Source organism: Streptococcus sp. BS35b (genome assembly GCF_000286475.1).
Taxonomy (GTDB): Bacteria; Bacillota; Bacilli; order Lactobacillales; family Streptococcaceae; genus Streptococcus; species Streptococcus oralis_W.
In genome coordinates this window covers 1-25,364 of record NZ_ALKH01000013.1, presented here as the reverse complement: position 1 = coordinate 25,364, position 25,364 = coordinate 1, and the positions used below count along the sequence as shown (strand labels likewise).

General features: G+C 40.5%; 29 protein-coding genes and 1 other annotated feature. Of the genes, 25 read left to right on the top strand and 4 right to left on the bottom strand.

The window, feature by feature from the left end; genetic code table 11:
* Positions 1 to 27 precede the first annotated feature (27 nt).
* The 10 genes from HMPREF1149_RS09915 to HMPREF1149_RS09875 all read left to right on the top strand — a co-directional run bounded on the left by HMPREF1149_RS09915 (position 28) and on the right by HMPREF1149_RS09875 (position 9,691).
* Entirely contained in the window at positions 28 to 1,752 is a 1,725-nt protein-coding gene (locus HMPREF1149_RS09915) for an ABC transporter ATP-binding protein (protein ID WP_000681724.1), read from the top strand.
* A 1-nt stretch (position 1,753) separates the two neighbouring features.
* On the top strand, positions 1,754 to 3,502 hold the full coding sequence (locus HMPREF1149_RS09910) for an ABC transporter ATP-binding protein (RefSeq protein WP_000828810.1): 1,749 nt from the start codon (positions 1,754 to 1,756) through the stop codon (positions 3,500 to 3,502).
* 114 nt (positions 3,503 to 3,616) lie between these two features.
* Positions 3,617 to 4,876, top strand: a complete 1,260-nt coding sequence (locus HMPREF1149_RS09905) for a TRZ/ATZ family protein (RefSeq protein ID WP_000870418.1) — start codon at positions 3,617 to 3,619, stop codon at positions 4,874 to 4,876.
* A 74-nt stretch (positions 4,877 to 4,950) separates the two neighbouring features.
* Positions 4,951 to 5,086, top strand: a sequence feature (ribosomal protein L10 leader region).
* A gap of 37 nt (positions 5,087 to 5,123) precedes the next feature.
* Positions 5,124 to 5,624 carry a 50S ribosomal protein L10 gene (rplJ, locus tag HMPREF1149_RS09900; protein ID WP_001287266.1) on the top strand — a complete coding sequence of 167 codons (501 nt, stop codon included), beginning with the start codon at positions 5,124 to 5,126 and terminating at the stop codon, positions 5,622 to 5,624.
* Between the two features lie 74 nt (positions 5,625 to 5,698).
* Complete coding sequence (gene rplL / locus HMPREF1149_RS09895; protein ID WP_001196962.1) at positions 5,699 to 6,067, top strand: 50S ribosomal protein L7/L12; 369 nt, start codon at positions 5,699 to 5,701, stop codon at positions 6,065 to 6,067.
* Positions 6,068 to 6,096: 29 nt separating this feature from the next.
* Positions 6,097 to 6,267, top strand: a complete 171-nt coding sequence (locus HMPREF1149_RS11585) for a hypothetical protein (RefSeq protein WP_231288433.1) — start codon at positions 6,097 to 6,099, stop codon at positions 6,265 to 6,267.
* Between the two features lie 211 nt (positions 6,268 to 6,478).
* On the top strand, positions 6,479 to 7,381 hold the full coding sequence (locus HMPREF1149_RS09890; RefSeq protein WP_001166698.1) for a DUF2268 domain-containing protein: 903 nt from the start codon (positions 6,479 to 6,481) through the stop codon (positions 7,379 to 7,381).
* 62 nt (positions 7,382 to 7,443) lie between these two features.
* Entirely contained in the window at positions 7,444 to 7,812 is a 369-nt protein-coding gene (locus HMPREF1149_RS09885; RefSeq protein WP_002879214.1) for an EXLDI protein, read from the top strand.
* A gap of 213 nt (positions 7,813 to 8,025) precedes the next feature.
* Positions 8,026 to 9,030, top strand: coding sequence for an NADP-dependent oxidoreductase (locus HMPREF1149_RS09880; protein WP_000261422.1), 1,005 nt, complete (start codon positions 8,026 to 8,028; stop codon positions 9,028 to 9,030).
* Positions 9,031 to 9,046: 16 nt separating this feature from the next.
* A complete protein-coding gene (locus HMPREF1149_RS09875; RefSeq protein WP_000444591.1) occupies positions 9,047 to 9,691 on the top strand; it encodes a TetR/AcrR family transcriptional regulator in 645 nt (214 codons plus the stop codon).
* Positions 9,692 to 9,787: 96 nt separating this feature from the next.
* Here the strand turns inward: HMPREF1149_RS09875 and gdhA are convergent, their stop codons facing one another.
* Positions 9,788 to 11,134: an NADP-specific glutamate dehydrogenase gene (gene gdhA / locus HMPREF1149_RS09870; protein ID WP_000199573.1), complete on the bottom strand. Its 1,347-nt coding sequence runs from the start codon at positions 11,132 to 11,134 to the stop codon at positions 9,788 to 9,790.
* Positions 11,135 to 11,365: 231 nt separating this feature from the next.
* Between gdhA and HMPREF1149_RS09865 the strand changes: the two genes are divergently transcribed.
* The 7 genes from HMPREF1149_RS09865 (at position 11,366) to HMPREF1149_RS09835 (ending at position 17,860) form a co-directional block, all read left to right on the top strand.
* On the top strand, positions 11,366 to 12,301 hold the full coding sequence (locus tag HMPREF1149_RS09865) for a dihydroorotate oxidase (protein ID WP_000255150.1): 936 nt from the start codon (positions 11,366 to 11,368) through the stop codon (positions 12,299 to 12,301).
* Between the two features lie 32 nt (positions 12,302 to 12,333).
* Positions 12,334 to 13,368: a DNA polymerase III subunit delta gene (holA, locus tag HMPREF1149_RS09860; RefSeq protein ID WP_000879617.1), complete on the top strand. Its 1,035-nt coding sequence runs from the start codon at positions 12,334 to 12,336 to the stop codon at positions 13,366 to 13,368.
* 72 nt (positions 13,369 to 13,440) lie between these two features.
* The gene (gene sodA, locus HMPREF1149_RS09855; RefSeq protein ID WP_000974731.1) at positions 13,441 to 14,046 is read left to right on the top strand and encodes a superoxide dismutase SodA; all 606 of its coding nucleotides are present in this window, start codon (positions 13,441 to 13,443) and stop codon (positions 14,044 to 14,046) included.
* Between the two features lie 153 nt (positions 14,047 to 14,199).
* Positions 14,200 to 14,730, top strand: a complete 531-nt coding sequence (locus HMPREF1149_RS09850; protein ID WP_001224339.1) for a YutD family protein — start codon at positions 14,200 to 14,202, stop codon at positions 14,728 to 14,730.
* 20 nt (positions 14,731 to 14,750) lie between these two features.
* Positions 14,751 to 15,836, top strand: coding sequence for a 23S rRNA (adenine(2503)-C(2))-methyltransferase RlmN (gene rlmN / locus HMPREF1149_RS09845; protein WP_000804764.1), 1,086 nt, complete (start codon positions 14,751 to 14,753; stop codon positions 15,834 to 15,836).
* A gap of 1 nt (position 15,837) precedes the next feature.
* Positions 15,838 to 16,317 (top strand): VanZ family protein, encoded by a 480-nt coding sequence (locus HMPREF1149_RS09840; RefSeq protein WP_009067916.1) that lies wholly within the window; start codon positions 15,838 to 15,840, stop codon positions 16,315 to 16,317.
* A 1-nt stretch (position 16,318) separates the two neighbouring features.
* The gene (locus HMPREF1149_RS09835) at positions 16,319 to 17,860 is read left to right on the top strand and encodes an ABC-F family ATP-binding cassette domain-containing protein (protein WP_000025357.1); all 1,542 of its coding nucleotides are present in this window, start codon (positions 16,319 to 16,321) and stop codon (positions 17,858 to 17,860) included.
* A gap of 55 nt (positions 17,861 to 17,915) precedes the next feature.
* Here HMPREF1149_RS09835 and HMPREF1149_RS09830 read toward each other — a convergent pair whose 3' ends face one another.
* Positions 17,916 to 18,719 (bottom strand): peptidylprolyl isomerase, encoded by an 804-nt coding sequence (locus HMPREF1149_RS09830; protein ID WP_000731908.1) that lies wholly within the window; start codon positions 18,717 to 18,719, stop codon positions 17,916 to 17,918.
* Positions 18,720 to 18,935: 216 nt separating this feature from the next.
* On the opposite strand from HMPREF1149_RS09830, the gene rpsP reads away from it, so the two are divergent.
* The 6 genes from rpsP (at position 18,936) to HMPREF1149_RS09800 (ending at position 21,495) form a co-directional block, all read left to right on the top strand.
* Entirely contained in the window at positions 18,936 to 19,208 is a 273-nt protein-coding gene (gene rpsP, locus HMPREF1149_RS09825) for a 30S ribosomal protein S16 (protein WP_000268760.1), read from the top strand.
* 19 nt (positions 19,209 to 19,227) lie between these two features.
* Positions 19,228 to 19,467 (top strand): RNA-binding protein KphA, encoded by a 240-nt coding sequence (gene kphA / locus HMPREF1149_RS09820; RefSeq protein WP_000379617.1) that lies wholly within the window; start codon positions 19,228 to 19,230, stop codon positions 19,465 to 19,467.
* 42 nt (positions 19,468 to 19,509) lie between these two features.
* The gene (locus HMPREF1149_RS09815; protein ID WP_000654123.1) at positions 19,510 to 19,842 is read left to right on the top strand and encodes a MazG nucleotide pyrophosphohydrolase domain-containing protein; all 333 of its coding nucleotides are present in this window, start codon (positions 19,510 to 19,512) and stop codon (positions 19,840 to 19,842) included.
* A 75-nt stretch (positions 19,843 to 19,917) separates the two neighbouring features.
* On the top strand, positions 19,918 to 20,436 hold the full coding sequence (rimM, locus tag HMPREF1149_RS09810; protein WP_001105877.1) for a ribosome maturation factor RimM: 519 nt from the start codon (positions 19,918 to 19,920) through the stop codon (positions 20,434 to 20,436).
* Positions 20,426 to 21,145 carry a tRNA (guanosine(37)-N1)-methyltransferase TrmD gene (trmD, locus tag HMPREF1149_RS09805; protein ID WP_000686937.1) on the top strand — a complete coding sequence of 240 codons (720 nt, stop codon included), beginning with the start codon at positions 20,426 to 20,428 and terminating at the stop codon, positions 21,143 to 21,145. Before rimM ends, trmD begins: the two co-directional genes overlap by 11 nt.
* An 11-nt stretch (positions 21,146 to 21,156) precedes the next feature.
* Positions 21,157 to 21,495, top strand: coding sequence for an ATP cone domain-containing protein (locus HMPREF1149_RS09800; protein WP_001196045.1), 339 nt, complete (start codon positions 21,157 to 21,159; stop codon positions 21,493 to 21,495).
* Positions 21,496 to 21,522: 27 nt separating this feature from the next.
* Here HMPREF1149_RS09800 and HMPREF1149_RS09795 read toward each other — a convergent pair whose 3' ends face one another.
* Positions 21,523 to 21,843: a hypothetical protein gene (locus HMPREF1149_RS09795; RefSeq protein WP_001248071.1), complete on the bottom strand. Its 321-nt coding sequence runs from the start codon at positions 21,841 to 21,843 to the stop codon at positions 21,523 to 21,525.
* Positions 21,844 to 21,940: 97 nt separating this feature from the next.
* On the opposite strand from HMPREF1149_RS09795, the gene HMPREF1149_RS09790 reads away from it, so the two are divergent.
* Entirely contained in the window at positions 21,941 to 22,159 is a 219-nt protein-coding gene (locus HMPREF1149_RS09790) for a YdbC family protein (RefSeq protein WP_000807432.1), read from the top strand.
* A 33-nt stretch (positions 22,160 to 22,192) separates the two neighbouring features.
* Here HMPREF1149_RS09790 and HMPREF1149_RS09785 read toward each other — a convergent pair whose 3' ends face one another.
* Positions 22,193 to 22,750, bottom strand: a complete 558-nt coding sequence (locus tag HMPREF1149_RS09785) for a TetR/AcrR family transcriptional regulator (RefSeq protein ID WP_001284749.1) — start codon at positions 22,748 to 22,750, stop codon at positions 22,193 to 22,195.
* 560 nt (positions 22,751 to 23,310) lie between these two features.
* Here HMPREF1149_RS09785 and HMPREF1149_RS09780 point away from each other — a divergent pair.
* The coding region (locus tag HMPREF1149_RS09780) for a Spy0128 family protein (RefSeq protein ID WP_000669490.1) at positions 23,311 to 25,364 on the top strand (2,054 nt) is incomplete at its 3' end.

Genomic DNA, 25,364 nt, shown 5'->3' with positions numbered 1-25,364 from the left:
TTTCCAGAATAAGAATAGAAGGGATCTATGAAACACTTACTATCTTACTTCAAACCCTACATCAAAGAATCCATTTTGGCACCCTTGTTCAAGTTATTAGAAGCTGTTTTTGAACTCTTGGTTCCCATGGTGATTGCAGGTATTGTTGACCAGTCCTTGCCCCAGAGAGATCAAGGGCATCTATGGATGCAGATTGGCCTGCTCCTTATCTTTGCAGTGATTGGCGTTTTAGTGGCCTTGGTAGCCCAGTTTTACTCAGCTAAGGCTGCGGTGGGTTTTGCCAAAGAATTGACAGACGACCTTTATCGTCATATTCTTTCCTTACCCAAGGACAGCAGAGATCGTTTGACAACTTCTAGCTTGGTGACTCGCTTGACTTCGGATACTTACCAGATTCAGACTGGTATCAATCAATTCCTGCGTCTCTTTTTGCGAGCGCCTATTATCGTTTTTGGTGCCATTTTTATGGCCTATCGCATCTCAGCTAAGCTAACTTTCTGGTTTTTAGTTATGGTTGTCATTTTGACGATTGTCATTGTCGGTCTCTCTCGACTTGTCAATCCTCTTTACAGTAGTCTCAGAAAGAAAACGGACCAGCTGGTTCAGGAAACACGCCAGCAGTTGCAAGGGATGCGAGTTATTCGTGCTTTTGGTCAAGAAAAACGAGAGTTACAGATTTTTCAAACCCTTAACCAAGTTTATGCCAGATTGCAAGAAAAGACGGGTTTCTGGTCTAGTTTGTTAACACCTCTGACCTATCTGATTGTTAATGGAACTCTTCTCGTCATCATCTGGCAGGGCTATATTTCAATTCAAGGAGGTTTACTCAGTCAAGGTGCCCTGATTGCTCTAATCAACTACCTCTTGCAAATCTTGGTAGAATTGGTTAAGCTCGCCATGCTGATTAATTCCCTCAACCAGTCCTATATCTCAGCCAAGAGAATCGAGGAAGTCTTTGCAGAGTCTCCCGAAGATATTTTTTCAGAATTAGAACAAAAACAAGCTACCGGTGATCGGGTTTTGCAAGTCAAAGAATTGACCTTTACCTATCCTGATGCGGCCCAGCCTTCTCTAAGAAACATTTCCTTTGATATGAATCAAGGGCAGATCCTTGGTATCATCGGGGGAACTGGTTCAGGTAAATCAAGCTTGGTTCAAGTCTTACTTGGTCTTTATCCAGCAGACAAGGGGAGCATTGACCTTTATCGAGATGGATGTAGTCCTCGTAATCTTGAGCAGTGGCGGTCTTGGATTGCCTACGTGCCCCAAAAGGTCGAACTCTTTAAAGGAACTATTCGTTCCAATTTGACTTTGGGTTTCAATCGAGAAGTGTCTGACCAGCAACTCTGGCAGGCCTTGGAGATTGCGCAAGCTAAGGATTTTGTCAGTGAAAAGGAAGGACTCTTGGATGCCCTGGTTGAGGCAGGAGGTCGAAATTTCTCAGGTGGACAAAAACAAAGGCTATCTATTGCCCGAGCAGTCTTGCGCCAAGCTCCATTTCTCATCTTAGATGATGCGACCTCTGCCCTCGACACCATTACCGAGTCCAAGCTCTTGAAAGCTATTAGAGAAAATCTGCCAAATACGAGCTTAATCTTGATTTCTCAACGGACTTCGACACTTCAGATGGCTGACCAGATTCTCCTCTTGGAAAAAGGTGAATTACTAGCTGTTGGCAAGCACGATGACTTGATGAAAACTAGCCAGGTCTATCGCGAAATCAATGCATCCCAACATGGAAAGGAGGACTAGCATGAAACGACAAACCGCAAACCAGACGCTCAAACGTTTGGCCATAGATTTAGCAAGCCATCCCTTCCTCCTTTTCCTAGCCTTTCTAGGAACTATTGCCCAAGTTGCTTTATCGATCTACCTACCTATATTGATTGGACAGGTCATTGACCAGGTCCTAGTAGCTGATTCTTCACCAGTTTTTTGGCATATTTTCATTCAGATGATCTTGGTGGTCATAGGAAATACACTGGTACAATGGGCCAATCCTCTCCTCTATAATCGCCTAATCTTCTCTTATACTAAAGATTTGCGAGAGCGAATCATTTATAAGCTCCATCGTTTACCGATTGCTTTTGTGGATCGGCAGGGCAGTGGAGAGATGGTTAGTCGTGTGACCACAGACATAGAACAGTTGGCAGCTGGCTTGACCATGATTTTTAACCAATTTTTCATTGGTGTCTTGATGATTTTGGTTAGTATTCTAGCAATGCTCCAAATTCATCTCCTCATGACCCTCTTGGTCTTGCTGTTGACGCCTCTGTCCATGGTAATTTCACGATTTATTGCTAAACGCTCTTATCATCTCTTTCAGAAGCAAACAGAGACCAGGGGGATTCAGACTCAGTTGATTGAAGAATCGCTTAGCCAGCAGACTATTATCCAGTCCTTTAATGCTCAGACAGAGTTTATTCGAAGACTGCACGAGGCTAATGCCAACTACGCAGGCTATTCTCAGTCAGCCATCTTTTATTCTTCAACGGTCAATCCTTCGACTCGATTTGTCAATGCGCTCATTTATGCCCTTCTTGCTGGAGTGGGAGCCTATCGTATCATGATGGGGTCCACCTTAACCATTGGACGTTTAGTGACTTTTTTGAATTACGTCCAACAGTACACCAAACCCTTTAATGATATTTCTTCAGTTCTAGCCGAATTGCAAAGTGCTCTCGCTTGTGCAGAGCGTGTCTATGCTGTCTTAGAAAGTCCTGAGGTGGCTGAAACAGGTAAGGAAGTCTTGACCAGCGACCAAGTGAAGGGGGCTATTTCCTTTAAGCATGTTTCTTTTGGCTACAATCCTGAAAGGATTTTGATTAAGGATTTGTCTATCGATATCCCAGCTGGTAGCAAGGTAGCCATCGTTGGTCCAACAGGTGCTGGTAAGTCAACCCTCATCAATCTCCTCATGCGTTTTTATCCTATTAACTCGGGAGATATCTTGTTAGATGGTCGTTCCATTTATGATTATACCCGAGCATCATTGAGACAGCAGTTTGGCATGGTGCTCCAAGAAACCTGGCTCAAGCAAGGAACCATTCATGACAATATTGCCTTTGGAAATCCTGACGCCAGTCGGGAGCAAGTGATTGCCGCTGCCAAAGCAGCCAACGCAGACTTTTTCATCCAACAGTTGCCACAGGGGTACGATACCAAGTTGGAAAATGCAGGAGAATCCCTCTCTGTTGGGCAAGCCCAGCTCTTGACCATCGCCCGAGTCTTTCTAGCTATCCCTAAGATTCTTATCTTAGACGAGGCGACTTCCTCCATCGATACACGGACAGAGGTGCTAGTACAGGATGCCTTTGCTAAACTCATGAAGGAACGTACAAGCTTTATCATTGCTCACCGTTTGTCAACTATTCAGGATGCGGATTTGATTCTTGTCTTGGTAGATGGTGATATTGTTGAGCATGGTAACCATCAGGATCTCATGGCTAGAAAGGGCAAGTATTACCAAATGCAAAAAGCAGCAGCTTTTAGCTCTGAATAACCCATTCTCTTTTGAAATTTTATAGACGAAAAAAGTTGCCTTCGGGTGACTTTTTTGTTACAATAGCTAGAAAAATTATTCACTGTAAATTGTCTTATAGAAAAGGAGCCTATAATGAAAGTCTATCAGCATGTAAATATCGTGACTTGTGACAAAGATTTCCATGTTTATTTGGATGGTGTCTTAGCCGTTAAGGACTCCCAAATTGTCTATGTCGGTCAAGAGGAGCCAGAGATTTTAGAGCAAGCTGAGCAGATTATAGACTATCATGGAGCCTGGATCATGCCTGGTTTGGTCAATTGCCATACCCATTCTGCTATGACAGGTTTGCGAGGGATCCGGGATGATAGTAATCTCCACGAATGGCTCAATGACTATATCTGGCCAGCAGAAGCAGGATTTACTCCCGATATGACTACTAAGGCAGTCAAAGAAGCTCTGACGGAGATGCTCCAGTCAGGGACAACAACCTTCAACGATATGTATAATCCCAATGGTGTGGATATTGAGAGAATTTATCAGGCAGTTAAGGCTTCCAAGATGCGTTGTTATTTCTCACCGACCCTCTTTTCTTCAGAGGCAGAAACAACTGCTGAGACCATAAGCAGAACACGTGCCATCATAGAGGAAATCTTAGGATATGAAAATCCAAATTTCAAGGTTATGGTAGCTCCACATTCTCCCTATAGCTGTAGTAGAGACTTACTTCAAGCGAGCATAGATATGGCCAAAGAGCTGAATATTCCTCTCCATATCCATGTAGCGGAGACCAAGGAAGAGTCAGGAATTATCCTCAAACGCTATGGCAAACGCCCCCTCGCCTTTCTAGAAGAACTAGGTTACTTAGATCATCCGTCTGTCTTTGCTCATGGGGTCGAATTAAACGAGCGGGAAATTGAACGTTTGGCAACCTCTCAAGTGGCTATCGCACACAATCCTATTAGTAACCTCAAACTGGCCTCAGGAATTGCTCCAATTATTCAACTCCAAAAAGCAGGGGTAGCAGTCGGAATTGCGACTGACTCGGTAGCTTCCAATAACAATCTAGACATGTTTGAGGAAGGACGGACAGCAGCCCTTCTTCAGAAAATGAAGAGTGGAGATGCCAGCCAATTTCCTATCGAAACAGCCCTTAAGGCACTGACAATCGAAGGAGCTAAGGTTCTTGGAATGGAAAACTTGATAGGAAGTCTGGAAGTTGGCAAGCAAGCAGATTTTCTGGTCATCCAACCACAAGGAAAAATCCATCTCCAACCTCAGGAAAATATGCTCTCTCACCTCGTATACGCAGTCAAATCCAGTGATGTTGATGATGTCTATATTGCTGGAGAACAGGTTGTCAAGCAAGGACAAGTTTTGACAGTAGAGATTTAAAAAAATATTTCTAAAAAAATCAAAAAAAGTTTGCAAAAATCTTGCATTCTTTTTTTGTCTATGCTATACTTATATACGGTTTGAAGAAACTGCCTAAGACAGTAGGGGAGCTCGACTCGTAAATATCCTACCGAGGACAAAACGTATCATGTAAAAAGAAGCGTATTGTACTTTCGTGTCTAGGTTTGGGCGCGTTTTTCTTTTGAAAAATTCCCCAAGCAAAATAATTACGGAGGTGAACACACTAATGAGTGAAGCAATTATTGCTAAAAAAGCGGAACTAGTTGACGTAGTAGCTGAAAAAATGAAAGCTGCTGCATCTATCGTCGTTGTAGACGCTCGTGGTTTGACAGTTGATCAAGATACAGTTCTTCGTCGTGAGCTTCGTGGAAGCGAAGTTGAGTATAAAGTTATTAAAAACTCAATCTTGCGTCGTGCAGCTGAAAAAGCTGGTCTTGAAGATCTTGCATCAGTATTTGTTGGACCATCTGCCGTAGCATTTTCTAATGAAGATGTTATCGCACCAGCGAAAATCTTGAACGACTTTGCTAAAAACGCTGAAGCACTTGAAATCAAAGGTGGTGCAATTGAAGGCGCTGTCGCATCTAAAGAAGAAATCGTTGCTCTTGCAACTCTTCCAAACCGCGAAGGACTTCTTTCTATGCTCCTTTCTGTACTTCAAGCGCCAGTGCGCAACGTTGCTCTTGCAGTCAAAGCGGTTGCAGACAACAAAGAAGACGCAGCTTAATATTAAGCTACGCAGCGTAGCCTAGCTACGGAAAAACGATTATAAAATTAAAAACTTATTTGGAGGAAATAACAATGGCATTGAACATTGAAAACATTATTGCTGAAATTAAAGAAGCTTCAATCCTTGAATTGAACGACCTTGTAAAAGCTATCGAAGAAGAATTTGGTGTAACTGCAGCTGCTCCTGTAGCTGTAGCTGCAGCTGGTGCTGCTGACGCTGGTGCTGCTAAAGATTCATTTGACGTTGAATTGACAGCTGCTGGTGACAAAAAAGTTGGCGTTATCAAAGCTGTACGTGAAATCACTGGTCTTGGACTTAAAGAAGCTAAAGAACTTGTTGATGGTGCACCAGGTGTCATCAAAGAAGGCGTTCCAACTGCAGAAGCTGAAGAAATCAAAGCTAAATTGGAAGAAGCTGGAGCTTCAGTTACTCTTAAATAATAGAGCAACTACATTAGTAGCTTAAAAATATGATTAAACCGCTATTCTTAGGAGTAGCGGTTTTTCTTTTTGTTCTAAAAGGGGCAAAAAAGGGGAGAACTAATTATATAGTTTATCTAGGAGACAAACAAGTTTTGAATAATAGGCTTTCCATAAAAAATGATACAAGTTTTTACCCTTCAGGATTTATTTTTTTCTAGTATCATCATTCCTATGAACAGTAGAAAAGTAAGTTTTTAATTTATTGATACTCCGGATATTATAATCTCAGTATTAAAGAACTTTATTGAAGGTAATTTTCGAACGGTTTGAGGTAATTTCAATGAAATTTTAATAGATATTTCAATTTTCTTCTTGACCCTGACCTTAGGGGAGGGAGTATACTAATAATAGATAAGAAAGGAGATTACCATGCAAATCAATATGATTCGTTCAGATAAAGTTTATCAAGAGATGCTCGAGCTTCCTTTAGAAAAGAGAGAAGATCTCTTTCGAGCTAAGATTTTAGCACCTTTTGCAACTAAATACCAAACTCAACACATCCCTTTAAAAGCAAAGTACCCTGGAGGATTTGATGCTCTATTCCTACTTGGCTTTATGAATCTGTTGCCCGGAACTCTATCAGAAAAGGATAGACCGGCTATCGACGCTCTGAGCTCTGATCAACTCTGGCAAGACTGCCAGGATACCATCAAAAGGAGTATCGGTCTTTTCGAGCAAGCTGGCTATGACTTAGAGGTTGAGGATTACCATTTTACTATTTTATTAGGCAATCCAGAAAAGCCCATGCTCCAGCTCAATAAGGGTTACAGTGGAGATGGAGGTATTCCAGGCTACCTCATGCTTAGTCTGCTACCAAATGACTATACTTTACCACGTGTGCAGGCTGCGTTGGCTCACGAGTGCAATCACAATGTCCGCTTTCAATTTGTCAAATGGAATCAGCAGACGACACTAGCAGACTGGGTAGTCAGTGAAGGATTGGCAGAGTCTTTTGCTGCTGAGCTCTATGGCAAAGATCTCATTGGGCCTTGGGTCACTTCAACCAGTCCAGAGCAGTTAGAAGAGATTAAGCCCATCATCTCAAGTCAGCTTCAGCTAACAGGGATGGCGGAAATGGCTCCTTATCTATACGGTGATGAAATCGCGAAGATACAGGGTCAAATTCCGGTTGGTATGCCCTATGCTGCAGGCTATGCTTATGGCTATCATCTGATACAAGCCTATCTGAAAATGACTGGCAAGACTATTATTGAAGCAACTGTGACACCAACGGAACAGATTTTAGAGGCGACTAAAGACTTTTGGAAATGATATTTTTGCTTGCAAATCTGCCAGAGTTTGATATAATGAAAGTAATTTTTGGAGGTTACTATATGCACTATAAAAGAGTTGAATTAAAGGTCACAAATAAAGGTATACATGAACGCAAGATCTTTCAAGGTGTTAAGATTTTCAGTCGTAGCAAGTTATCCAAAGATCAGAAAAGCATTCTAACACAGAAGCTTTACCTGACTCCGAAGCAAAATATCGTTTTCTATCAGCGGACAGATGTCAATTATGACCAGAACTGGCATCATCATAAGGACTATTATGAACTAGCTTATGGCCAGTTGGACAGAGAGACGGTTTTTAAGGTTTGCCAAGATTTTGACGAACTAAGTCCTTTCCTGGAGAATGAGCTGTTAGAGAAGCTAAAAGAAAAGCTGGTAGCAGGAAAATTTTTTGAAAAATTAGATATATAAAAGTCCGACTGCTTATAAAAGCAGTCGGATTTCTTTGAGTTATAGTTTGATAATCTTTCATAAGGGAAAATAGATCTATTTTTATCATGAACAGCTAACTTAGTTAGAAATTGTGGAAACAGTATAGTTGAAATCTATGAAGAATAAGTGTATAATCAAGAAAAATGATTGAGTGCTCACTCAATTTTGTAGATGTGTAAAGGAGTTCATACAATGGTTGTTCAAGCAATACAATATAGTCGTTTCGGTGATGAAGAAGTGTTAGATTTAGTGAACATTAAATCTGATTCTTTGAAAGTGAATCAAGTTAGGGTAGAAGTTCATGCAGTTGGTTTAAATCCTATTGATTATAAGACTTTTGAAGGTGCAAAGCCACTCCGATTTCTATCTTTTATAACAAAACTAAGGAAGCCAAGTCGTTGGTTTGAGTCAAAATCATCTCTTTTTCCAAGAGGTGTTGGTCGGGATTTTGCTGGAGTTATCACAGAAATCGGTGAAGGAGTAAGTCGGTTTGCAGTAGGGGATAAGGTTTTTGGAACAATGATCAGTGACCCTGGATTGGGAACCAAGAGGGGAGCTTTGGCAACAGAAATTTGTGTTAATGAATCAGAAATTGTGTTAAAGCCAGAGATGATTGATATGAACCATGCAGCTACTATGGGTGTAGCCTCTCTAACAGTAGGAGGTGCTTTTAGAAAGATTGAGCTAAACTCTAAAGATGTTGTAGTGATTTCAGCGGCGGCAGGTGGTATTGGAAGTATTGCAGTACAGTATGCAGTTGCTAAGGGTGCAACAGTTATCGGAATTGCAAGTAAGAAGAATTCAGATTATCTGAAGTCTTTAGGTGCTATACCGGTAGCCTACGAAGAGAACATTCAGAATGCACTTCTATCAACAAGTGCAAAGCCAATTACAAAATTCTTGGATTGCTATGGAAGTGATTATGTTAAATTGGCTTTCAGTTTGGGGTTGAAGGGCACGGCTATTGGAACGCTAGTACCTTCACCATATGTTATGATAAAAGGAGCTCAGTTCACAGGTCCAAGACATTCCACATATGATGATTTTAACACTCTAGCGGAAATGGTCTCAGAAGGGAAGGTTCAGCTGAATATTGACCAGGTTTATGATTTTTCTCTAAAGTCAGTTAGAGAGGCATATCGTAGTCTGAAGTCGGGACACACTCGAGGTAAGAAAGTTGTAAAAGTAAGAGGGTAGGAGAGAGGTGCCAGCAATGGAAAGTTTAGAACAAAAGTATGCTCAGACATTAGAAAATAGCAACTTGAGTTTAAAACAACGTCAAGTATTATTATCAAGTCTAAAGCTATTTTCAGAAATTGGCTTTGAAAATACAACAGCCAGCCTTATTGCTAAGGAGGCTGGAGTTTCAGAGGGGACAGTTTTTAGTTACTTTAAAACTAAGGAAGGAATATTAGAAGCTATTCTGTCAACTTTTCTCGAACAAGTTATTCCAGATGTGATTGCTGATTTTTCTGAGAAGAAATTTACAGCAAACCAAGAGAGTTTTCCAGTGTTTTTGAGAAGTATAGTTTGGGATAGACTAGTTTTCATTCAGGAGAATCAAATGCAAGTTAAAATTCTCTTAAGTCGTTCTTTTATTGATAAAACTATTTCTGACCAGTTAGGGAATGTTATTATTCACTCTATCATTAAGCCAATTAGTCCAGTTCTGAATCAGTTTAAAGAAAATGGTGTTATCCGAGATTGGTCAAATGAAAGAATTGTTCGCTATATTTTAGCTTTGAGTCTTTCTTATGCTCTTCCAATGATGTTGAATAATAATGAGGACCTAGACATAGATGAAGCAGTAAATGAAATAGTTGAATGCCTGTCTTTTGCCTTAGTAGAGGTAAAATAAATCTTGATTTTAAGCTTACTATTTTAAATAGTGAGCTTTTTTGAAGCCAACATAAAAATCCCCAATCATAATGATTGAGGATTAAGCAAATGAATCTTAAACAATACCTTGTGCAATCATAGCGTTGGCTACGTTTTCGAAGGCAGCGATATTTGCTCCTGCAAGGTAATCAGTACCAAGACCGTATGTTTCAGCGGTTGTTTTAGCTGTGCTGAAGATATTGGTCATGATGTCTTTGAGACGGCCGTCAACTTCTTCACGTGTCCATGAAAGGCGAAGGCTGTTTTGGCTCATTTCAAGCGCTGATACAGCTACACCACCAGCGTTGGCAGCTTTGGCAGGTCCGTAAAGGATTCCGTTTTCTTTGTAGACTTTAATCGCATCAAGGTCACTAGGCATGTTAGCACCTTCTGATACGCAGATAACTCCTTGAGCAACCAAACGTTTAGCTGCGTCACCATTGATTTCGTTTTGAGTTGCACATGGAAGAGCGATATCGTAGTTTCCAGCGTAAGTCCATACAGAACCTTCATGGTAAGTAGCAGTGGCTTTTTCAGCAGCGTATTCAGTCAAACGTGCACGACGGTTATTCTTCACATCTGCTAGAAGGTCGAAGTCGATACCATTTTCGTCAATGACATAACCATTTGAGTCAGATACAGAGATGACAGTAGCACCAAGTTCAGTTGCTTTTTGAAGAGCGTATTGGGCCACGTTACCAGAACCTGAAATCACAACCTTCTTACCAGCAAAGCTGTTACCGTTAGCTTTGAGCATCTCTTCAGTATAGTAAACCAAACCGTAACCAGTTGCTTCTGGACGAATCAAGCTACCACCGAATCCAAGAGGTTTACCAGTCAAGACACCAGCATCAAATTGGTTAAGGCGTTTGTATTGTCCGTAAAGGTAACCAATTTCACGTCCACCAACACCGATATCACCAGCAGGTACGTCAAGAGATGGTCCGATGTATTTTTGCAATTCAGTCATGAAGCTTTGGCAGAAGCGCATCACTTCAGCATCAGTCTTCCCTTTAGGATCGAAGTCTGATCCACCTTTACCTCCACCGATTGGAAGTCCAGTTAAGACGTTTTTAAAGATTTGTTCGAAGCCGAGGAATTTCAAGATCCCTTGGTTTACAGTAGGGTGGAAACGAAGTCCGCCTTTATATGGTCCAACAGCTGAGTTGAATTGAACACGGTAACCACGGTTGACTTGTACTTTACCTTCACGGTCAACCCAAGGAACACGGAAAGAAATCACGCGCTCAGGCTCGGTGATACGTGCCAAGATGTTTTCTTCAATATACTCAGGGTGTTTTTCAAATACGGGTTCCAAAGTGCTGAAGAATTCTTCAACCGCCTGGAGAAATTCAGCCTCATGCCCGTTACGAGCTTTTACAGTTTCAAACACGCTTTGGATATATTCTTTAGCAGATGTCATATCGTTCTCCTTTTGTTGTTATATTTTATTACATGAGCCATTATAGCAGAATTTTTTTTGAGTGTAAAGAAAAAAACGAAAATTTTCTAAAAATTCTTTCAATTTACATTCAGTCAATACTAAGAGCATTATCAAAAAACGAACGTTTTCTCTAGAAATAACTTTCTCAAAGAGAAAATCTTAAAGTATGGTATAATATTAGAAATAAAAGGAATCTGGAGGATCAGAATCATGGTATCAACGAAAACACAAATAGCTGGCTTTGCGTTTGACAATTGCTTGATGAATGCAGCGGGTGTGGCTTGTATGACGATAGAGGAACTAGAAGGGGTCAAAAACTCAGCAGCAGGAACATTTGTCACGAAGACAGCGACCTTGGACTTTCGTCAGGGCAATCCTGAGCCACGCTACCAGGATGTTCCACTTGGTTCTATCAACTCTATGGGCTTGCCAAATAATGGCTTAGACTATTATCTGGACTATCTTTTGGACTTGCAGGAAAAAGAGCCAAACCGTACTTTCTTTCTATCTTTAGTCGGCATGTCTCCAGAAGAAACGCATACCATCTTGAAAAAAGTGCAAGAGAGTGGATTCAAAGGACTGACAGAGCTTAATCTCTCTTGTCCAAATGTTCCAGGAAAACCTCAGATTGCTTATGATTTTGAGACAACAGACTGGATTTTGGCAGAAGTCTTTGCCTACTTTACCAAACCTCTTGGGATCAAATTGCCACCATATTTTGATATTGTCCACTTTGACCAAGCGGCAGCTATTTTCAATAAATATCCACTCAAGTTTGTTAACTGTGTTAACTCTATTGGAAACGGCCTTTATATAGAAGACGAGTCGGTCGTGATTCGTCCTAAAAATGGTTTTGGTGGCATTGGTGGAGAGTATATCAAACCGACTGCTCTTGCTAATGTGCACGCCTTTTACCAACGTCTCAATCCGCAAATCAAAATCATCGGAACGGGTGGTGTTCTAACGGGTCGTGATGCCTTTGAACATATCCTCTGCGGTGCTAGTATGGTGCAAGTAGGAACGACGCTCCACAAGGAAGGCGTTGGTGCTTTTGAACGCATTACCAATGAACTGAAAGCTATTATGGCGGAAAAAGGGTACGAGAGCCTAGAAGATTTCCGTGGGAAATTGCGCTATATTGATTAAGTTTAATAAAAAATAAGAAGAAAGGAGAGAAGATGCTAGCCATTGAAGACAGTCAGAAGTTGACTTTATCAAATCTATCTAGCTTGAACCTATTTACAGGGACAGATCAGGGTCAGTTTGAAGTTATGAAGAGTCAAGTGTTGAAGCAAATTGGTTATGATCCAGCTGATCTCAATTTTGCTTACTTTGATATGAAAGAAGTAGCTTATAAAGACTTAGAGTTGGAGTTGGTCAGTCTCCCTTTCTTTGCGGATGAGAAAATCGTGATATTAGACCATTTTGTCGATATCACAACAGCCAAGAAACGCTTTTTAGCAGATGATGAGCTCAAGTCGTTTGAAGAATACCTTGATAACCCTTCACCAACAACAAAGTTGTTGATTTTTGCAGAAGGAAAGTTAGATAGTAAAAGACGGCTGGTCAAATTGCTCAAACGAGATGCGACTGTATTTGATGCTATTGAGGCTAAGGAGCAAGAACTGCGTCAGTATTTCCGAAAATGGAGTCAGACACAAGGTTTGCAGTTTGAGGGGCAATCCTTTGAAAATCTACTCATCAAGTCCGGTTTTCAATTTAGTGAAATCCAGAAAAACCTCCTTTTTTTACAGTCTTATAAATCAGACGGCATGATTGAGGAGAAGGATATTGTCGAGGCTATTCCAAAGACTTTGCAGGACAATATTTTTGATTTGACTCAGTTTATTTTAGCTAAGAAGATTGACCAGGCGCGTGACTTGGTTAGAGATTTGACCTTACAAGGGGAGGACGAAATCAAGCTCATAGCGGTCATGTTAGGACAGTTTCGAACCTTTACCCAGGTGAAAATTTTATCAGAGACTGGTCAGACGGAATCACAGATTGCAAGCAGTCTGGGAACTTACTTGGGGCGCAATCCTAATCCTTATCAAATCAAATTTGCACTCAGAGATTCAAGAGGGATTTCCTTGAGCTTTCTCAAACAAGCTATCTGCTATTTAATTGAAGCAGACTACCAGATTAAAACAGGTGTCTATGAAAAAGGCTACCTTTTTGAGAGAGCGCTGTTACAGATATCTAGCCAAGCGTAATGAGCATAAAACTTGAAAAAAGAGGATGATTGCGTTATCATCTTCATATAGAAAGAAAAAGAGGTATTACAGATGGCTATTATCTTACCAGATCTTCCATACGCATATGACGCTTTGGAACCATACATCGATGCAGAAACAATGCACTTGCACCATGACAAACACCACCAAACTTATGTCAACAATGCCAACGCAGCTCTTGAAAAACACCCTGAAATCGGTGAAGACCTTGAAGCCTTGCTTGCTGATGTAGACTCTATCCCAGCTGATATCCGCCAAGCGCTTATCAATAACGGTGGGGGACACTTGAACCACGCTCTTTTCTGGGAATGGATGACTCCTGAAAAAACTGCTCCATCAGCAGAACTTGAAGCAGCAATCGATGCAACATTTGGTTCATTTGAAGAATTCCAAGCAGCCTTTACAGCAGCAGCTACAACTCGTTTCGGTTCTGGCTGGGCTTGGTTGGTTGTCAACAAAGAAGGGAAGCTTGAAGTAACTTCAACAGCAAACCAAGACACACCAATCTCAGAAGGCAAAAAACCAATCTTGGGCTTGGACGTTTGGGAACATGCTTACTACGTGAAATACCGCAACGTGCGTCCTGACTATATCAAAGCTTTCTTCTCAGTGATTAACTGGAACAAAGTAAATGAGCTTTATGCAGCAGCTAAATAAAAAATAGGAAGGGAAGAGCCGATCTTCTCTTTTTGGTTTATATGGCAGAAGTCTGACAAAATCGTCAGACTTTTTTCATTTTTATGAGAAATGTGCTAATTGCTAGAAATTATGGTAAAATAGAGTGTTAAGTAATCGTGGAAAAGGAAGACTATGCGTAAAGAAATTGCACCTGAATTATACAACTATAACAAGTTTCCTGGCCCAGAATTTCATATAAATGGGGATAAGGTTGAGACTGAAGGGATTGCTTTTACCTTGGTTGAAAATATCAAGGATGCTTTCGATGTGACAGTCTTTAATCAGCGCTTCTCAGAAGTGTTGACCAAGTTTGATTATGTCGTGGGTGACTGGAGCAATGAACAGCTCCGCCTACGTGGCTTTTACAAAGACGACCGAACAGAGGAAAAAAATGAAAAGATTAGTCGCTTACAGGATTATCTTTTAGAGTACTGTAGTTATGGTTGTGCCTATTTTGTTCTAGAAAATCAAGCACCGAAACGGGCTTCATTTGACAAGAAAATGCGTAAAAAAGAGGAGGAGAATCTTTCTAGAAGAGGCAAGAAACCTTCGCAAAACAAGAGAAAACCAAATGCGGATAAGCGAAATAGACGTCGTCATAAGGACCAAAAGTCTCAGAAAGAGGACAAGGGACAGCGCCATTTTGTCATTCGTCAGAAATAGATAGAGAATAAGGAGAAGAGATGAAACCGTCTATTTATAGTTTAACACGTCAAACCATGCAAGAATGGGTATTAGAACAAGGAGAAAAGAAATTCCGAGCAGATCAAATCTGGGAATGGCTCTATCGTAAACGTGTCCAGTCATTTGAAGAAATGACCAACCTTTCCAAGGATTTGATTGCTAAGCTCAATGACCAGTTTGTGGTCAATCCATTGAAACAACGGATTGTACAAGAGTCTGCTGATGGTACTGTTAAGTATCTTTTCGAGTTGCCAGATGGCATGTTGATTGAGACAGTACTCATGCGTCAACACTACGGTTTGTCAGTCTGTGTAACCACTCAGGTTGGCTGTAATATTGGTTGTACCTTCTGTGCATCAGGTTTGATTAAAAAGCAACGTGACCTCAATAACGGGGAAATCGTAGCGCAGATTATGCTAGTTCAGAAATACTTTGATGAGCGTGGTCAGGACGAGCGTGTCAGTCATATCGTTGTCATGGGAATTGGTGAACCATTTGATAACTACAACAATGTTTTGAATTTTGTTCGTACCATCAATGATGACAAGGGAATGGCTATCGGTGCTCGTCACATCACAGTTTCAACTTCAGGTTTGGCCCATAAAATTCGTGACTTTGCTAATGAAGGGGTTCAGGTTAATCTGGCTGTGTCTCTTCACGCACCAAACAATGAATTGCGCTCAAGCATCATGAAGATTAACCGTGCCTTTCCGATTGAAAAGCTCTTTGCAGCTATTGAGTACTATATCGAAACAACCAATCGCCGTGTGACCTTTGAATATATCATGCTCAATGAAGTCAACGATGGTGTAGAACAAGCCTTGGAATTGGCTGAATTGCTCAAAAACGTCAAGAAATTGTCATATGTCAACTTGATTCCCTATAACCCAGTTAGTGAACATGACCAATATAGCCGTAGTCCTAAAGAGCGCGTGATGGCCTTCTACGATACCCTCAAGAAAAAAGGGGTCAACTGTGTTGTCCGTCAAGAGCATGGTACAGATATTGATGCAGCTTGTGGACAATTACGCTCCAATACAATGAAACGTGACCGCCAGAAGGCAGTCGCAGCGGTAAATCCATAAAATGACTAAAAAAAGAGAATTAATCTTGAGATTGGGAGTGGCTGTTTACAGCCTATCCATTGTCTGTTTTTGCTTCACTCCCCAGCCTCAACTTCCTACAGGAGTGGAAACTCCAGGTATTCAAACTTTTGGACGCCTGGTTTTTCTTTTAACTCCCTTAAACTCCCTTTGGAATCTGGGTGAAGTGACCAGTTTGGGACAAGTCCTTTGGATCTTTTTGCAGAACATTTTAAATGTCTTCTTGCTTTTCCCACTAGTCTTTCAACTGATTTATCTCTGTCCAAATTTACGACAAACGAAAAAAATCATCCTTCTCAGTTTTCTACTGAGTCTAGGAATTGAGTGCACGCAACTAGTTTTAGATTTTTTATTCGACTTTAATCGGGTCTTTGAGATTGATGATTTGTGGACCAATACTCTGGGAGGCTATCTGGCTTGGGTCCTCTATAAAGGACTGCATAAAAATAAGATAAGGAATTAGAATGAGTATTTTAGAAGTTAAAAATTTAAGTCACGGTTTTGGTGACCGTGCAATTTTTGAAGATGTGTCCTTCCGTCTCCTAAAGGGAGAGCACATCGGTCTTGTCGGTGCCAATGGTGAAGGAAAATCAACCTTTATGAGTATCGTGACTGGTAAAATGCTGCCAGATGAAGGAAAGGTGGAGTGGTCTAAGTATGTGACTGCTGGCTATCTGGATCAGCACGCTGTGCTAAAGGAAGGTCAAACCGTGCGTGATGTCTTGCGGACAGCCTTTGATGAGCTATTTAAAGCAGAAGCTCGTATCAATGACCTCTATATGGAAATGGCAGAGGACGGAGCGGATATTGATGCACTCATGGAAGAAGTTGGCGAACTCCAAGACCGTTTGGAGAGTCGAGATTTCTATACTTTGGATGCTAAGATTGATGAAGTAGCGCGTGCCCTCGGTGTCATGGACTATGGCATGGATACAGATGTAACAGCCTTATCAGGTGGACAAAGAACCAAGGTTCTTTTGGCTAAACTCCTCCTTGAAAAACCAGATATTTTGTTGCTTGACGAGCCAACCAACTACTTGGATGCTGAACACATTGACTGGCTCAAGCGTTATCTCCAAAACTATGATAATGCCTTTGTCCTTATTTCGCATGATATTCCTTTCCTAAACGACGTAATCAATATCGTCTACCATGTGGAAAATCAACAGTTGACGCGTTACTCTGGTGACTACTACCAGTTCCAAGAAGTCTATGCCATGAAGAAATCTCAGTTGGAAGCCGCCTACGAACGTCAGCAGAAAGAGATAGCGGACCTCAAGGATTTCGTAGCCCGCAATAAAGCCCGTGTCGCAACTCGAAACATGGCCATGTCCCGCCAGAAGAAATTGGATAAGATGGATATTATTGAACTGCAAAGTGAGAAGCCAAAACCATCCTTTGATTTCAAACCAGCTCGTACGCCAGGGCGCTTTATATTCCAAGCCAAGGACTTGCAGATTGGTTATGACCGTCCTCTTACCAAGCCTTTAAACCTTACTTTTGAACGCAATCAAAAGGTTGCTATTATCGGGGCCAATGGTATTGGGAAAACAACTCTCTTGAAGTCTCTCTTGGGCATTATTCCGCCAATCGCTGGAGAAGTTGAACGAGGTGATTACCTAGAACTTGGTTACTTTGAACAGGAAGTAGAAGGTGGCAATAGTCAAACACCACTAGAGGCCGTCTGGAATACCTTTCCTGCCCTTAATCAAGCAGAAGTCCGTGCAGCCCTTGCTCGTTGTGGTTTGACAACCAAACATATCGAAAGTCAGATTCAGGTCTTGTCAGGCGGGGAACAGGCCAAGGTGCGTTTCTGTCTCTTGATGAACCGTGAAAACAACGTTTTGGTCCTAGACGAGCCGACCAACCACTTGGATGTAGATGCCAAGGATGAACTCAAACGCGCTCTCAAAGAATACAAGGGAAGCATTCTCATGGTTTGCCACGAACCAGAGTTTTATGAAGGCTGGATGGACCAAATCTGGGACTTTAACAAGCTAACTTAAAAATGAGAAAAAAGAAATACAGTATCGAATGCGGATACTGTATTTTTTAGGTTATTTAGGATTTAAAATCGTAATCTTTCACTACTTCGATGCTATCGATAGTGATAGCAGTAGTTGGTTTGTCTTTTTCATCTTTTTCAGCCTTGGCAATCTTATCGACAACATCCATGCCATCGATGACTTGACCAAAGACAGGATGTTTACCATCTAGGCTAGGATTTCCTCCCTCTTTATAGGCTTCGATGATTTTCTTAGGATACTTGCTGGTAGGGAGCTTAGCTGAAATATCTGTTGAGTTTTGGTTGATGAAGAACTGGCTACCGTTGGTGTTTGGCTGACCAGTGTTAGCCATAGCAAGAGCTCCGCGGATATTGTATAGGTAAGGAGAAATTTCATTTTTGAAACCAGTTCCCTTGTCCTTCGTTTTATCCTTATCATGCCAGATAGATTGACCACCTGTACCATCTCCCTTAGGATCTCCAGTTTGGACCATAAAGCCATCGATGACACGGTGGAAAGTGATGCCGTTATAGTAGCCTTCTTTAGCGTGAGTAAGGAAGTTTTCAACTGCTAGAGGTGCTAGTTTTGGAAAGAGTTTGATGCGTATATCACCCTGACTTGTGTGGAGAATGACTTCAGCTTCATCTTCAGCAACTTCTTTAGAAAGTTGAGGGAAGTTAGCATTTTCATTGGTCAAAGCGTCATTCAAATCTTTGGCAGCCTGAGCAGCTGCTTTAGAACTTTCTTCAGCTGAGATACTGGAGTCGACATAGTCATCGCCGCGCAGACTACGTTGGATACTGCTACATCCAGCTAGGGCAACAGTTGATAGTAAAAGAAGGGTTGCTAGTTTTTTCATTGTTAACCTCTCAAAAATTCATTTCTATCATTGTACCTTAAAAGGAAGTGGATTTCAAATGTAAAAGATTTTACTAAAAGTTTCTAGTAGCTGAAAAAATTAAAACTCTGTCAAGTTTTTTTCTTGACACCTGTCAGAAATCTGCTATAATAGAACATGTGCTAAATAGCTCAGCTATTTCACCGAAATAAAAAAATAAGAAAAGAGACTTTAAAAATGGCAGTTAAAATCCGTTTGACTCGTATGGGTTCTAAGAAAAAACCTTTCTACCGTATCAACGTAGCAGACTCACGTTCACCACGTGACGGACGTTTCATCGAAACAGTTGGTACTTACAACCCACTTGTTGCTGAAAACCAAGTAACTTTGAAAGAAGACCGCGTTCTTGCATGGTTGGCTGATGGAGCTCAACCTTCAGATACAGTTCGCAACATCCTTTCAAAAGAAGGCGTATTGAAAAAATTCCACGATTCTAAATTCTCAAAATAAGTTTAAAGTAGGTTGACAGATGGATACGATTGAAAATCTCATTATTGCGATTGTGAAACCTTTGATTTCACAACCTGATGCCTTAACTATCAAGATTGAAGACACACCAGAATTTTTGGAGTATCACTTGGATCTTGACCAAAGCGATGTCGGTCGTGTTATCGGTCGTAAGGGTCGCACTATCTCAGCGATAAGAACGATTGTCTACTCTGTCCCAACTGAAGACAAAAAAGTAAGAATCGTTATCGATGAAAAATAAAAAAGCGGGACAGATGTCTCGCTTTTTTGTGAGGAGGAGAAGATGAAGGATTTAACCTTTAGACAATTACAAGCTTACTTACTCGAACATTACCAGCAATCTCGAACTGAGGAAGGTCTCTTTATCAAGCTAGTGGAGGAAGTCGGAGAAGTAGCCGAGGTCTTGAATGGGCGCTCTGGTCGAAAAGAGGGCGTTCAGGACTCAAACGAGGAACTAGCCAAAGAATTGGCTGATATTATTCACTACACTGTCGCAATTGCGGCTATTAATGACATAGACCTAACCAAAACCATCTTTGACAAAGATAAGCAGGCTGCCATTAAGTATCAACATGAAAGAGATTTGGAAGGATTTTTGAATGGGAAGGAGAGTTGATGTCCTCTTTCTTCAACTTGTGAAAATCCCTGGAACGTGATAAAATAAAGGATAGAAATAGATACTGGAGACAAGATGAACTACTTTAATGTTGGGAAAATCGTTAATACGCAGGGTCTGCAGGGTGAGATGCGCGTCTTGTCTGTGACGGATTTTGCCGAGGAACGATTTAAAAAGGGAGCAGAGCTGGCTTTATTTGATGATAAAGATCAGTTTGTCCAAACAGTGACCATCGCAAGTCACCGCAAGCATAAGAACTTTGACGTTATCAAATTCAAAGACATGTACCATATCAATGCGATTGAAAAGTATAAGGGTTATAGTCTCAAGGTCGCTGAGGAAGATTTGAATGATTTAGATGATGGTGAATTCTACTATCACGAGATTATCGGTTTGGATGTTTACGAGGGAGATAACTTGATTGGAACCGTCAAGGAAATCCTACAACCAGGTGCCAATGATGTCTGGGTGGTCAAGCGAAAAGGTAAGCGAGATTTGCTTTTACCCTACATTCCGCCAGTAGTTCTCAATGTTGATATTCCAAACAAACGGGTCGAAGTAGAAATCTTAGAAGGGTTAGATGATGAAGATTGATATTTTAACCCTCTTTCCTGAGATGTTTTCTCCGCTGGAGCACTCGATTGTTGGAAAGGCTCGAGAAAAAGGGCTCTTGGATATCCAGTACCATAATTTCAGAGAATACGCTGAAAAAGCCCGTCATGTTGACGATGAGCCCTACGGAGGCGGTCAAGGAATGTTGCTCCGTGCCCAACCTATTTTCGATGCCTTTGATGCCATTGAAAAGAATAATCCCCGCGTCATTCTTCTCGATCCTGCTGGGAAACAGTTCGATCAAGCGTACGCTGAGGATTTGGCTCAAGAAGAGGAACTGATTTTTATCTGCGGTCACTACGAAGGGTATGACGAGCGCATCAAGACCTTGGTAACCGATGAAATTTCCCTAGGAGATTATGTACTGACTGGTGGTGAGTTGGCGGCCATGACCATGATCGATGCGACCGTTCGCCTGATACCAGAAGTGATTGGCAAGGAGTCTAGTCACCAAGATGATAGTTTTTCTTCGGGACTCCTCGAATATCCTCAATACACACGCCCTTATGACTATCGAGGCATGGTGGTACCAGATGTTCTCATGAGTGGACACCATGAAAAGATTCGTCAGTGGCGACTGTATGAGAGCCTAAAGAAAACCTACGAGCGCAGACCCGACCTGCTAGATAACTATCAACTAACAGCAGAAGAAGAAAAAATGCTGGCTGAAATCAAAGAAAACAAAGAATAAAGGAGAACCTTATGCAAGTAATCAAACGTAATGGAGAAATTGCTGAATTTGATCCAGATAAAATTTACCAAGCTGTCCTAAAAGCAGCTCAAACCGTTTATGTTTTGACAGATGATTTGCGTCAAAACCTTGCACAAGTTACTAAAAAAGTCGTTTTGGACTTGGAAGAAGCAAAAGTGGAACGTGCGACTATCAGCATGATCCAATCAATGGTTGAGCACCGCTTACTTGGAGCTGGCTACATTACTATTGCAGAACACTATATCTCTTATCGCTTGCAACGCGATTTGGAGAGAAGTGGTTATGGTGACCATATCGCCGTTCATCTTCATTTTGAACAAATCCGTTAAGAAAAAGAGTGGGATGCAATGAACATCTCACTCTTTCTTAAATAGACTTTTCTGCGCTTTTTGTACGGTTGAGGGAACAAAACGAAGCCGTTTAATATCACTGATACGAATGATTCGGGTCACGTTTTTTGAAAAATTCTTGACGATAATTTGTTGGCGATTGGCGTCGTGTTTGACAATATCACCCGTAAAACTTGTTTCTGCAAGTATGACATGAACAGCCGTCTTTTTCTGGATGGCTTGTTCAATCATAGCAGTAAGGGAGTTGTCCTCGATTTGAGGATGATCATCATTCCCATTGAGAAAACTATGTAGTTTATCTAGAACTAGTTGGAATGCCTGTCTCATAGAATCCTCCCTTCTTATATATCCACATTATATAAAATTTTCTTAAAAACTACAAGATTTTTCGAATAATCTAATGAAAACTAAAAAGGAGAACAAAATGGCAGAATTTACATTTGAAATCGAAGAACACTTACTGACCTTGTCCGAAAATGAAAAAGGATGGACAAAAGAACTAAATCGCGTTAGCTTTAATGGAGCACCAGCAAAGTTTGATATTCGTTCTTGGAGTCCTGACCATACCAAAATGGGCAAAGGAATCACACTTTCCAATGAAGAGTTTCAGGTAATGGTCGATGCCTTTAAAGGTGGACAATAAAAAGAATCTTGAGTTCTACTCAAGATTCTTTTTTTATGACACAATATAGTCACAGAGAGAAGTTTTAGCCAATTGAATAAAAGTCTCTCTGAATTCTTCAGGTGGTGTTGGATTATCCTTACGAATCCACACTTCAATGAATGAAATCGCCATGGTCGTAATGATATAGGCTATGTCCTCTTCACTAAAACTATATTTCAGCTGGTAGTTAACATTTTTTAGTACCCACTGAGAATATTTCTCGCGTAGAAACTCCCTCCAACAAGTGGTGGCTTGAGAATTGTACAAGGTACCGACGACTTCTCGCTTTTCATAGATGAGAGGGAGAATGTGGTCTGCTAAGAAAGTGATGGGATCGCCATCTCTTTTAGGACAGTAGTTGTTAAAATTATTAAAGATCTGTTGATCAGTTTCCTTGTGGATATAATCAATAATATCTTCAAAGTTATTAAAGTGCTTTTGATAAATCGCTTGGCGGGAAATACCAGCTTCTGCAGCAATCTCAGTCATGGTAAAAGAAGTCCGCTGAGGGTTTCTCCTTGCAAGAGTGATAAAAGCACCTAAGATTAACTCTCTAGTTTTATTTGCCATAGCTTTACCTTCCTATCTATAAATATTAAAAATACTAGATTTAGTATTACCCGAGCTTTCCCTTTAGCATAAATAAACTGAATAGATGATTATTCGAAAGCCTTTATAAGACTATTATATCATAGATTTATTATAAATAACAGATTATTACGGGGAGCCAGTACTATTTGCAAACTCCTATTATGTCAGTATTTTCAGATAATTTTTAGGAAAGTCATTTTTTTATATGGTGTTATGAAATAATATATCAAAACACTTGACAATGTGTAAATAAATAATTTGATAGATAAAAAGATTTCAATAAAAATATTCAACGATATGTAGTATAATAGTTATGGATAATATTTTGCTATATTTCCATCTGACCAAGAGTAATGATACTCCTGCTAAAGATTGAATTGAATAAATATTTCGAAATACTATAATAGTGTACTCATTTTTAAAAGCAAGTGTTACAAGGAAGTTATCGTGTAACAAATTATGCGATTGAAAGGGGTGTTGCCTACTGGGAGAAGAAGATGCACTATTCAATCAATTTCAATCATTTAGAAAGGAAAGTCATGAAATTTAAGAAATTGTGGCTCTATATTTTAACGCCACTACTCGTTTTATTGGGTTCTGCTGTTCTGACAAATACAGTTCAAGCAAAGGAATTGCAACATGTTATCACTAATGTCCAAATGTGGGATGTCGATAATGGTGGTGTAAAGAAACCAAATGCTGATGGGACCTATGAGTTGACCATGAACAACGATTACCCTAACTATAAGTACATGGTAGACTTTGATTTGAGTAATTATAATGGTAAGCTTGAGGAAGGCGATACTTTTACTTTTACTATCCCTGCGCCATTGACCGTAGAGAATAAGACGTTTGATATTACGGACAAGAGTACAGGCGTTGCAGTAGCCTCTGCTAATGTTGTATCTAGTGGGAAAAATGCTGGTGGTAAGGTTACCATGACCTTGCAAAACCTAAAAGCATATCTTGCTAAAAAAGGTGGAACACAGGTAAATGATGTTTCAGGTACATTTTATACTGGATTTAGTATTAGACAAGATACAAGTAAAACAACTATTACCTATCCAACGACTGAAACAAAAGACAAGATTACACATGTAATTAAGTCAAAAAAACCTAGTACTCCTGATTATGGTAACGAAGTTGGTGTAACAAACTTTGCAAAGGTTAATGGTATTATTACGAAAGAGCACTGGGAATCAAAACTTTTAAATAAGAGTGGAGAGTACCACCATCCATTTATTATTCGTGTGAATGATAGACAGGCAAGTTATAATACGTTAGAAATTCATGACTCTATTTTAGAGGATGGATATTCGCCAGCTCAATTTGTTCCTGAATCGTTAGAAATTAAATATGGCTATTACGACAAGCGCTATAGTTTCCATGATGAAAAGCCTATGAAAGAGGGCGTCGATTACACCGTGGAGTGGAACGATTCTTATACCGATTTTAAAATTAAGATTAGTAATGCCTCTTCAAAAAAGGCTTCAAATGGGAAACCTGCTTCATTCCGTATAACCTATAAGACAACGGCTCCGGGAGATGGAACAAAAATCGGAAATAGCGCGGAAGTAAAAGGTGACGATGTTCCGCTAAGTTCTCGTACTGATGAAACTAAAACAAAACTCATTGTTTCTCGCAATTCTCAGATTACTGATGGTGGTACTATCCAGTTGAAAACAGGATATCGAATCACTCTTTATAAAGTTGATGAAAAGACTCTTGATCGTTTGGTTGGAGCTAAATTCAAGATAACACCGCCATCAGGTGCAACTGCTACTGAAGAAACTGTAACAACGAATGCTGACGGAGTAGCACAATCTTCAGTGTATTCTGAAGACGATGTGAAAAAAGGTAATTTCACTGTTACAGAAATTGAAGCTCCTAAGGGATATGAATTGGATTCAACTCCATTTGAAGTAACCGTAGGAAAAGATGGGGTTATTAAGACAGTTAAGAACAAACGCACTTCAGCTAAAGCCCAACTATCTGCCATCAAGAAATTGACAGGTCGTGCGATGAAAGCTGGCGAGTTTGAATTTGACTTGTTTGATGATAAGACAAATAAAGTTGTTGAAACAGTAACAAACGATCAAGATGGAAACATTAAGTTTACTGAATTGTCATTTGACCAAGAAGGGGAATACACTTACCACATCGTAGAGAAGAAAGCCAACACAACAGAAAAAGGTGTTACTTATGATGCTAACCCTGTTGGCGTTACAGTCACTGTAACAGCAGACTCTGAAGGGAAATTGGCTGCAGCTGTGTCTTACGAAAGTGATGATAAGACTTTCGAAAACACCTACGCTGCTGAAAAGACTTCAGCTTCTCTTGAAGTGACTAAGAAGTTGACTGGCCGTGAGTTGAAAGCTGATGAATTTGAGTTTGTCTTGAAGAATGATGCAGATGGTTCAGAACTTCAAAAAGTGAAGAACACTGCTGACGGTAAAGTAACATTCGCTCCAATTGAATATACTAAAGCTGGTACATACAACTACACCATAGTTGAAACAAACGCTGGTAAGACTGTTGACGGTGTGACTTACGATAATCTTGAAGTTAAAGTCAAAGTAGAAGTTACAGATGA

Excerpts from the sequence above, each read along its gene's own strand:
- HMPREF1149_RS09915 (WP_000681724.1), top strand. The coding sequence starts at position 28 with ATGAAACACTTACTATCTTACTTCAAACCCTACATCAAAGAATCCATT.
- HMPREF1149_RS09910 (WP_000828810.1), top strand. The coding sequence starts at position 1,754 with ATGAAACGACAAACCGCAAACCAGACGCTCAAACGTTTGGCCATAGAT.
- HMPREF1149_RS09905 (WP_000870418.1), top strand. The coding sequence starts at position 3,617 with ATGAAAGTCTATCAGCATGTAAATATCGTGACTTGTGACAAAGATTTC.
- rplJ (WP_001287266.1), top strand. The coding sequence starts at position 5,124 with ATGAGTGAAGCAATTATTGCTAAAAAAGCGGAACTAGTTGACGTAGTA.
- rplL (WP_001196962.1), top strand. The coding sequence starts at position 5,699 with ATGGCATTGAACATTGAAAACATTATTGCTGAAATTAAAGAAGCTTCA.
- HMPREF1149_RS11585 (WP_231288433.1), top strand. The coding sequence starts at position 6,097 with ATGATTAAACCGCTATTCTTAGGAGTAGCGGTTTTTCTTTTTGTTCTA.
- HMPREF1149_RS09890 (WP_001166698.1), top strand. The coding sequence starts at position 6,479 with ATGCAAATCAATATGATTCGTTCAGATAAAGTTTATCAAGAGATGCTC.
- HMPREF1149_RS09885 (WP_002879214.1), top strand. The coding sequence starts at position 7,444 with ATGCACTATAAAAGAGTTGAATTAAAGGTCACAAATAAAGGTATACAT.
- HMPREF1149_RS09880 (WP_000261422.1), top strand. The coding sequence starts at position 8,026 with ATGGTTGTTCAAGCAATACAATATAGTCGTTTCGGTGATGAAGAAGTG.
- HMPREF1149_RS09875 (WP_000444591.1), top strand. The coding sequence starts at position 9,047 with ATGGAAAGTTTAGAACAAAAGTATGCTCAGACATTAGAAAATAGCAAC.
- gdhA (WP_000199573.1), bottom strand. The coding sequence starts at position 11,134 with ATGACATCTGCTAAAGAATATATCCAAAGCGTGTTTGAAACTGTAAAA.
- HMPREF1149_RS09865 (WP_000255150.1), top strand. The coding sequence starts at position 11,366 with ATGGTATCAACGAAAACACAAATAGCTGGCTTTGCGTTTGACAATTGC.
- holA (WP_000879617.1), top strand. The coding sequence starts at position 12,334 with ATGCTAGCCATTGAAGACAGTCAGAAGTTGACTTTATCAAATCTATCT.
- sodA (WP_000974731.1), top strand. The coding sequence starts at position 13,441 with ATGGCTATTATCTTACCAGATCTTCCATACGCATATGACGCTTTGGAA.
- HMPREF1149_RS09850 (WP_001224339.1), top strand. The coding sequence starts at position 14,200 with ATGCGTAAAGAAATTGCACCTGAATTATACAACTATAACAAGTTTCCT.
- rlmN (WP_000804764.1), top strand. The coding sequence starts at position 14,751 with ATGAAACCGTCTATTTATAGTTTAACACGTCAAACCATGCAAGAATGG.
- HMPREF1149_RS09840 (WP_009067916.1), top strand. The coding sequence starts at position 15,838 with ATGACTAAAAAAAGAGAATTAATCTTGAGATTGGGAGTGGCTGTTTAC.
- HMPREF1149_RS09835 (WP_000025357.1), top strand. The coding sequence starts at position 16,319 with ATGAGTATTTTAGAAGTTAAAAATTTAAGTCACGGTTTTGGTGACCGT.
- HMPREF1149_RS09830 (WP_000731908.1), bottom strand. The coding sequence starts at position 18,719 with ATGAAAAAACTAGCAACCCTTCTTTTACTATCAACTGTTGCCCTAGCT.
- rpsP (WP_000268760.1), top strand. The coding sequence starts at position 18,936 with ATGGCAGTTAAAATCCGTTTGACTCGTATGGGTTCTAAGAAAAAACCT.
- kphA (WP_000379617.1), top strand. The coding sequence starts at position 19,228 with ATGGATACGATTGAAAATCTCATTATTGCGATTGTGAAACCTTTGATT.
- HMPREF1149_RS09815 (WP_000654123.1), top strand. The coding sequence starts at position 19,510 with ATGAAGGATTTAACCTTTAGACAATTACAAGCTTACTTACTCGAACAT.
- rimM (WP_001105877.1), top strand. The coding sequence starts at position 19,918 with ATGAACTACTTTAATGTTGGGAAAATCGTTAATACGCAGGGTCTGCAG.
- trmD (WP_000686937.1), top strand. The coding sequence starts at position 20,426 with ATGAAGATTGATATTTTAACCCTCTTTCCTGAGATGTTTTCTCCGCTG.
- HMPREF1149_RS09800 (WP_001196045.1), top strand. The coding sequence starts at position 21,157 with ATGCAAGTAATCAAACGTAATGGAGAAATTGCTGAATTTGATCCAGAT.
- HMPREF1149_RS09795 (WP_001248071.1), bottom strand. The coding sequence starts at position 21,843 with ATGAGACAGGCATTCCAACTAGTTCTAGATAAACTACATAGTTTTCTC.
- HMPREF1149_RS09790 (WP_000807432.1), top strand. The coding sequence starts at position 21,941 with ATGGCAGAATTTACATTTGAAATCGAAGAACACTTACTGACCTTGTCC.
- HMPREF1149_RS09785 (WP_001284749.1), bottom strand. The coding sequence starts at position 22,750 with ATGGCAAATAAAACTAGAGAGTTAATCTTAGGTGCTTTTATCACTCTT.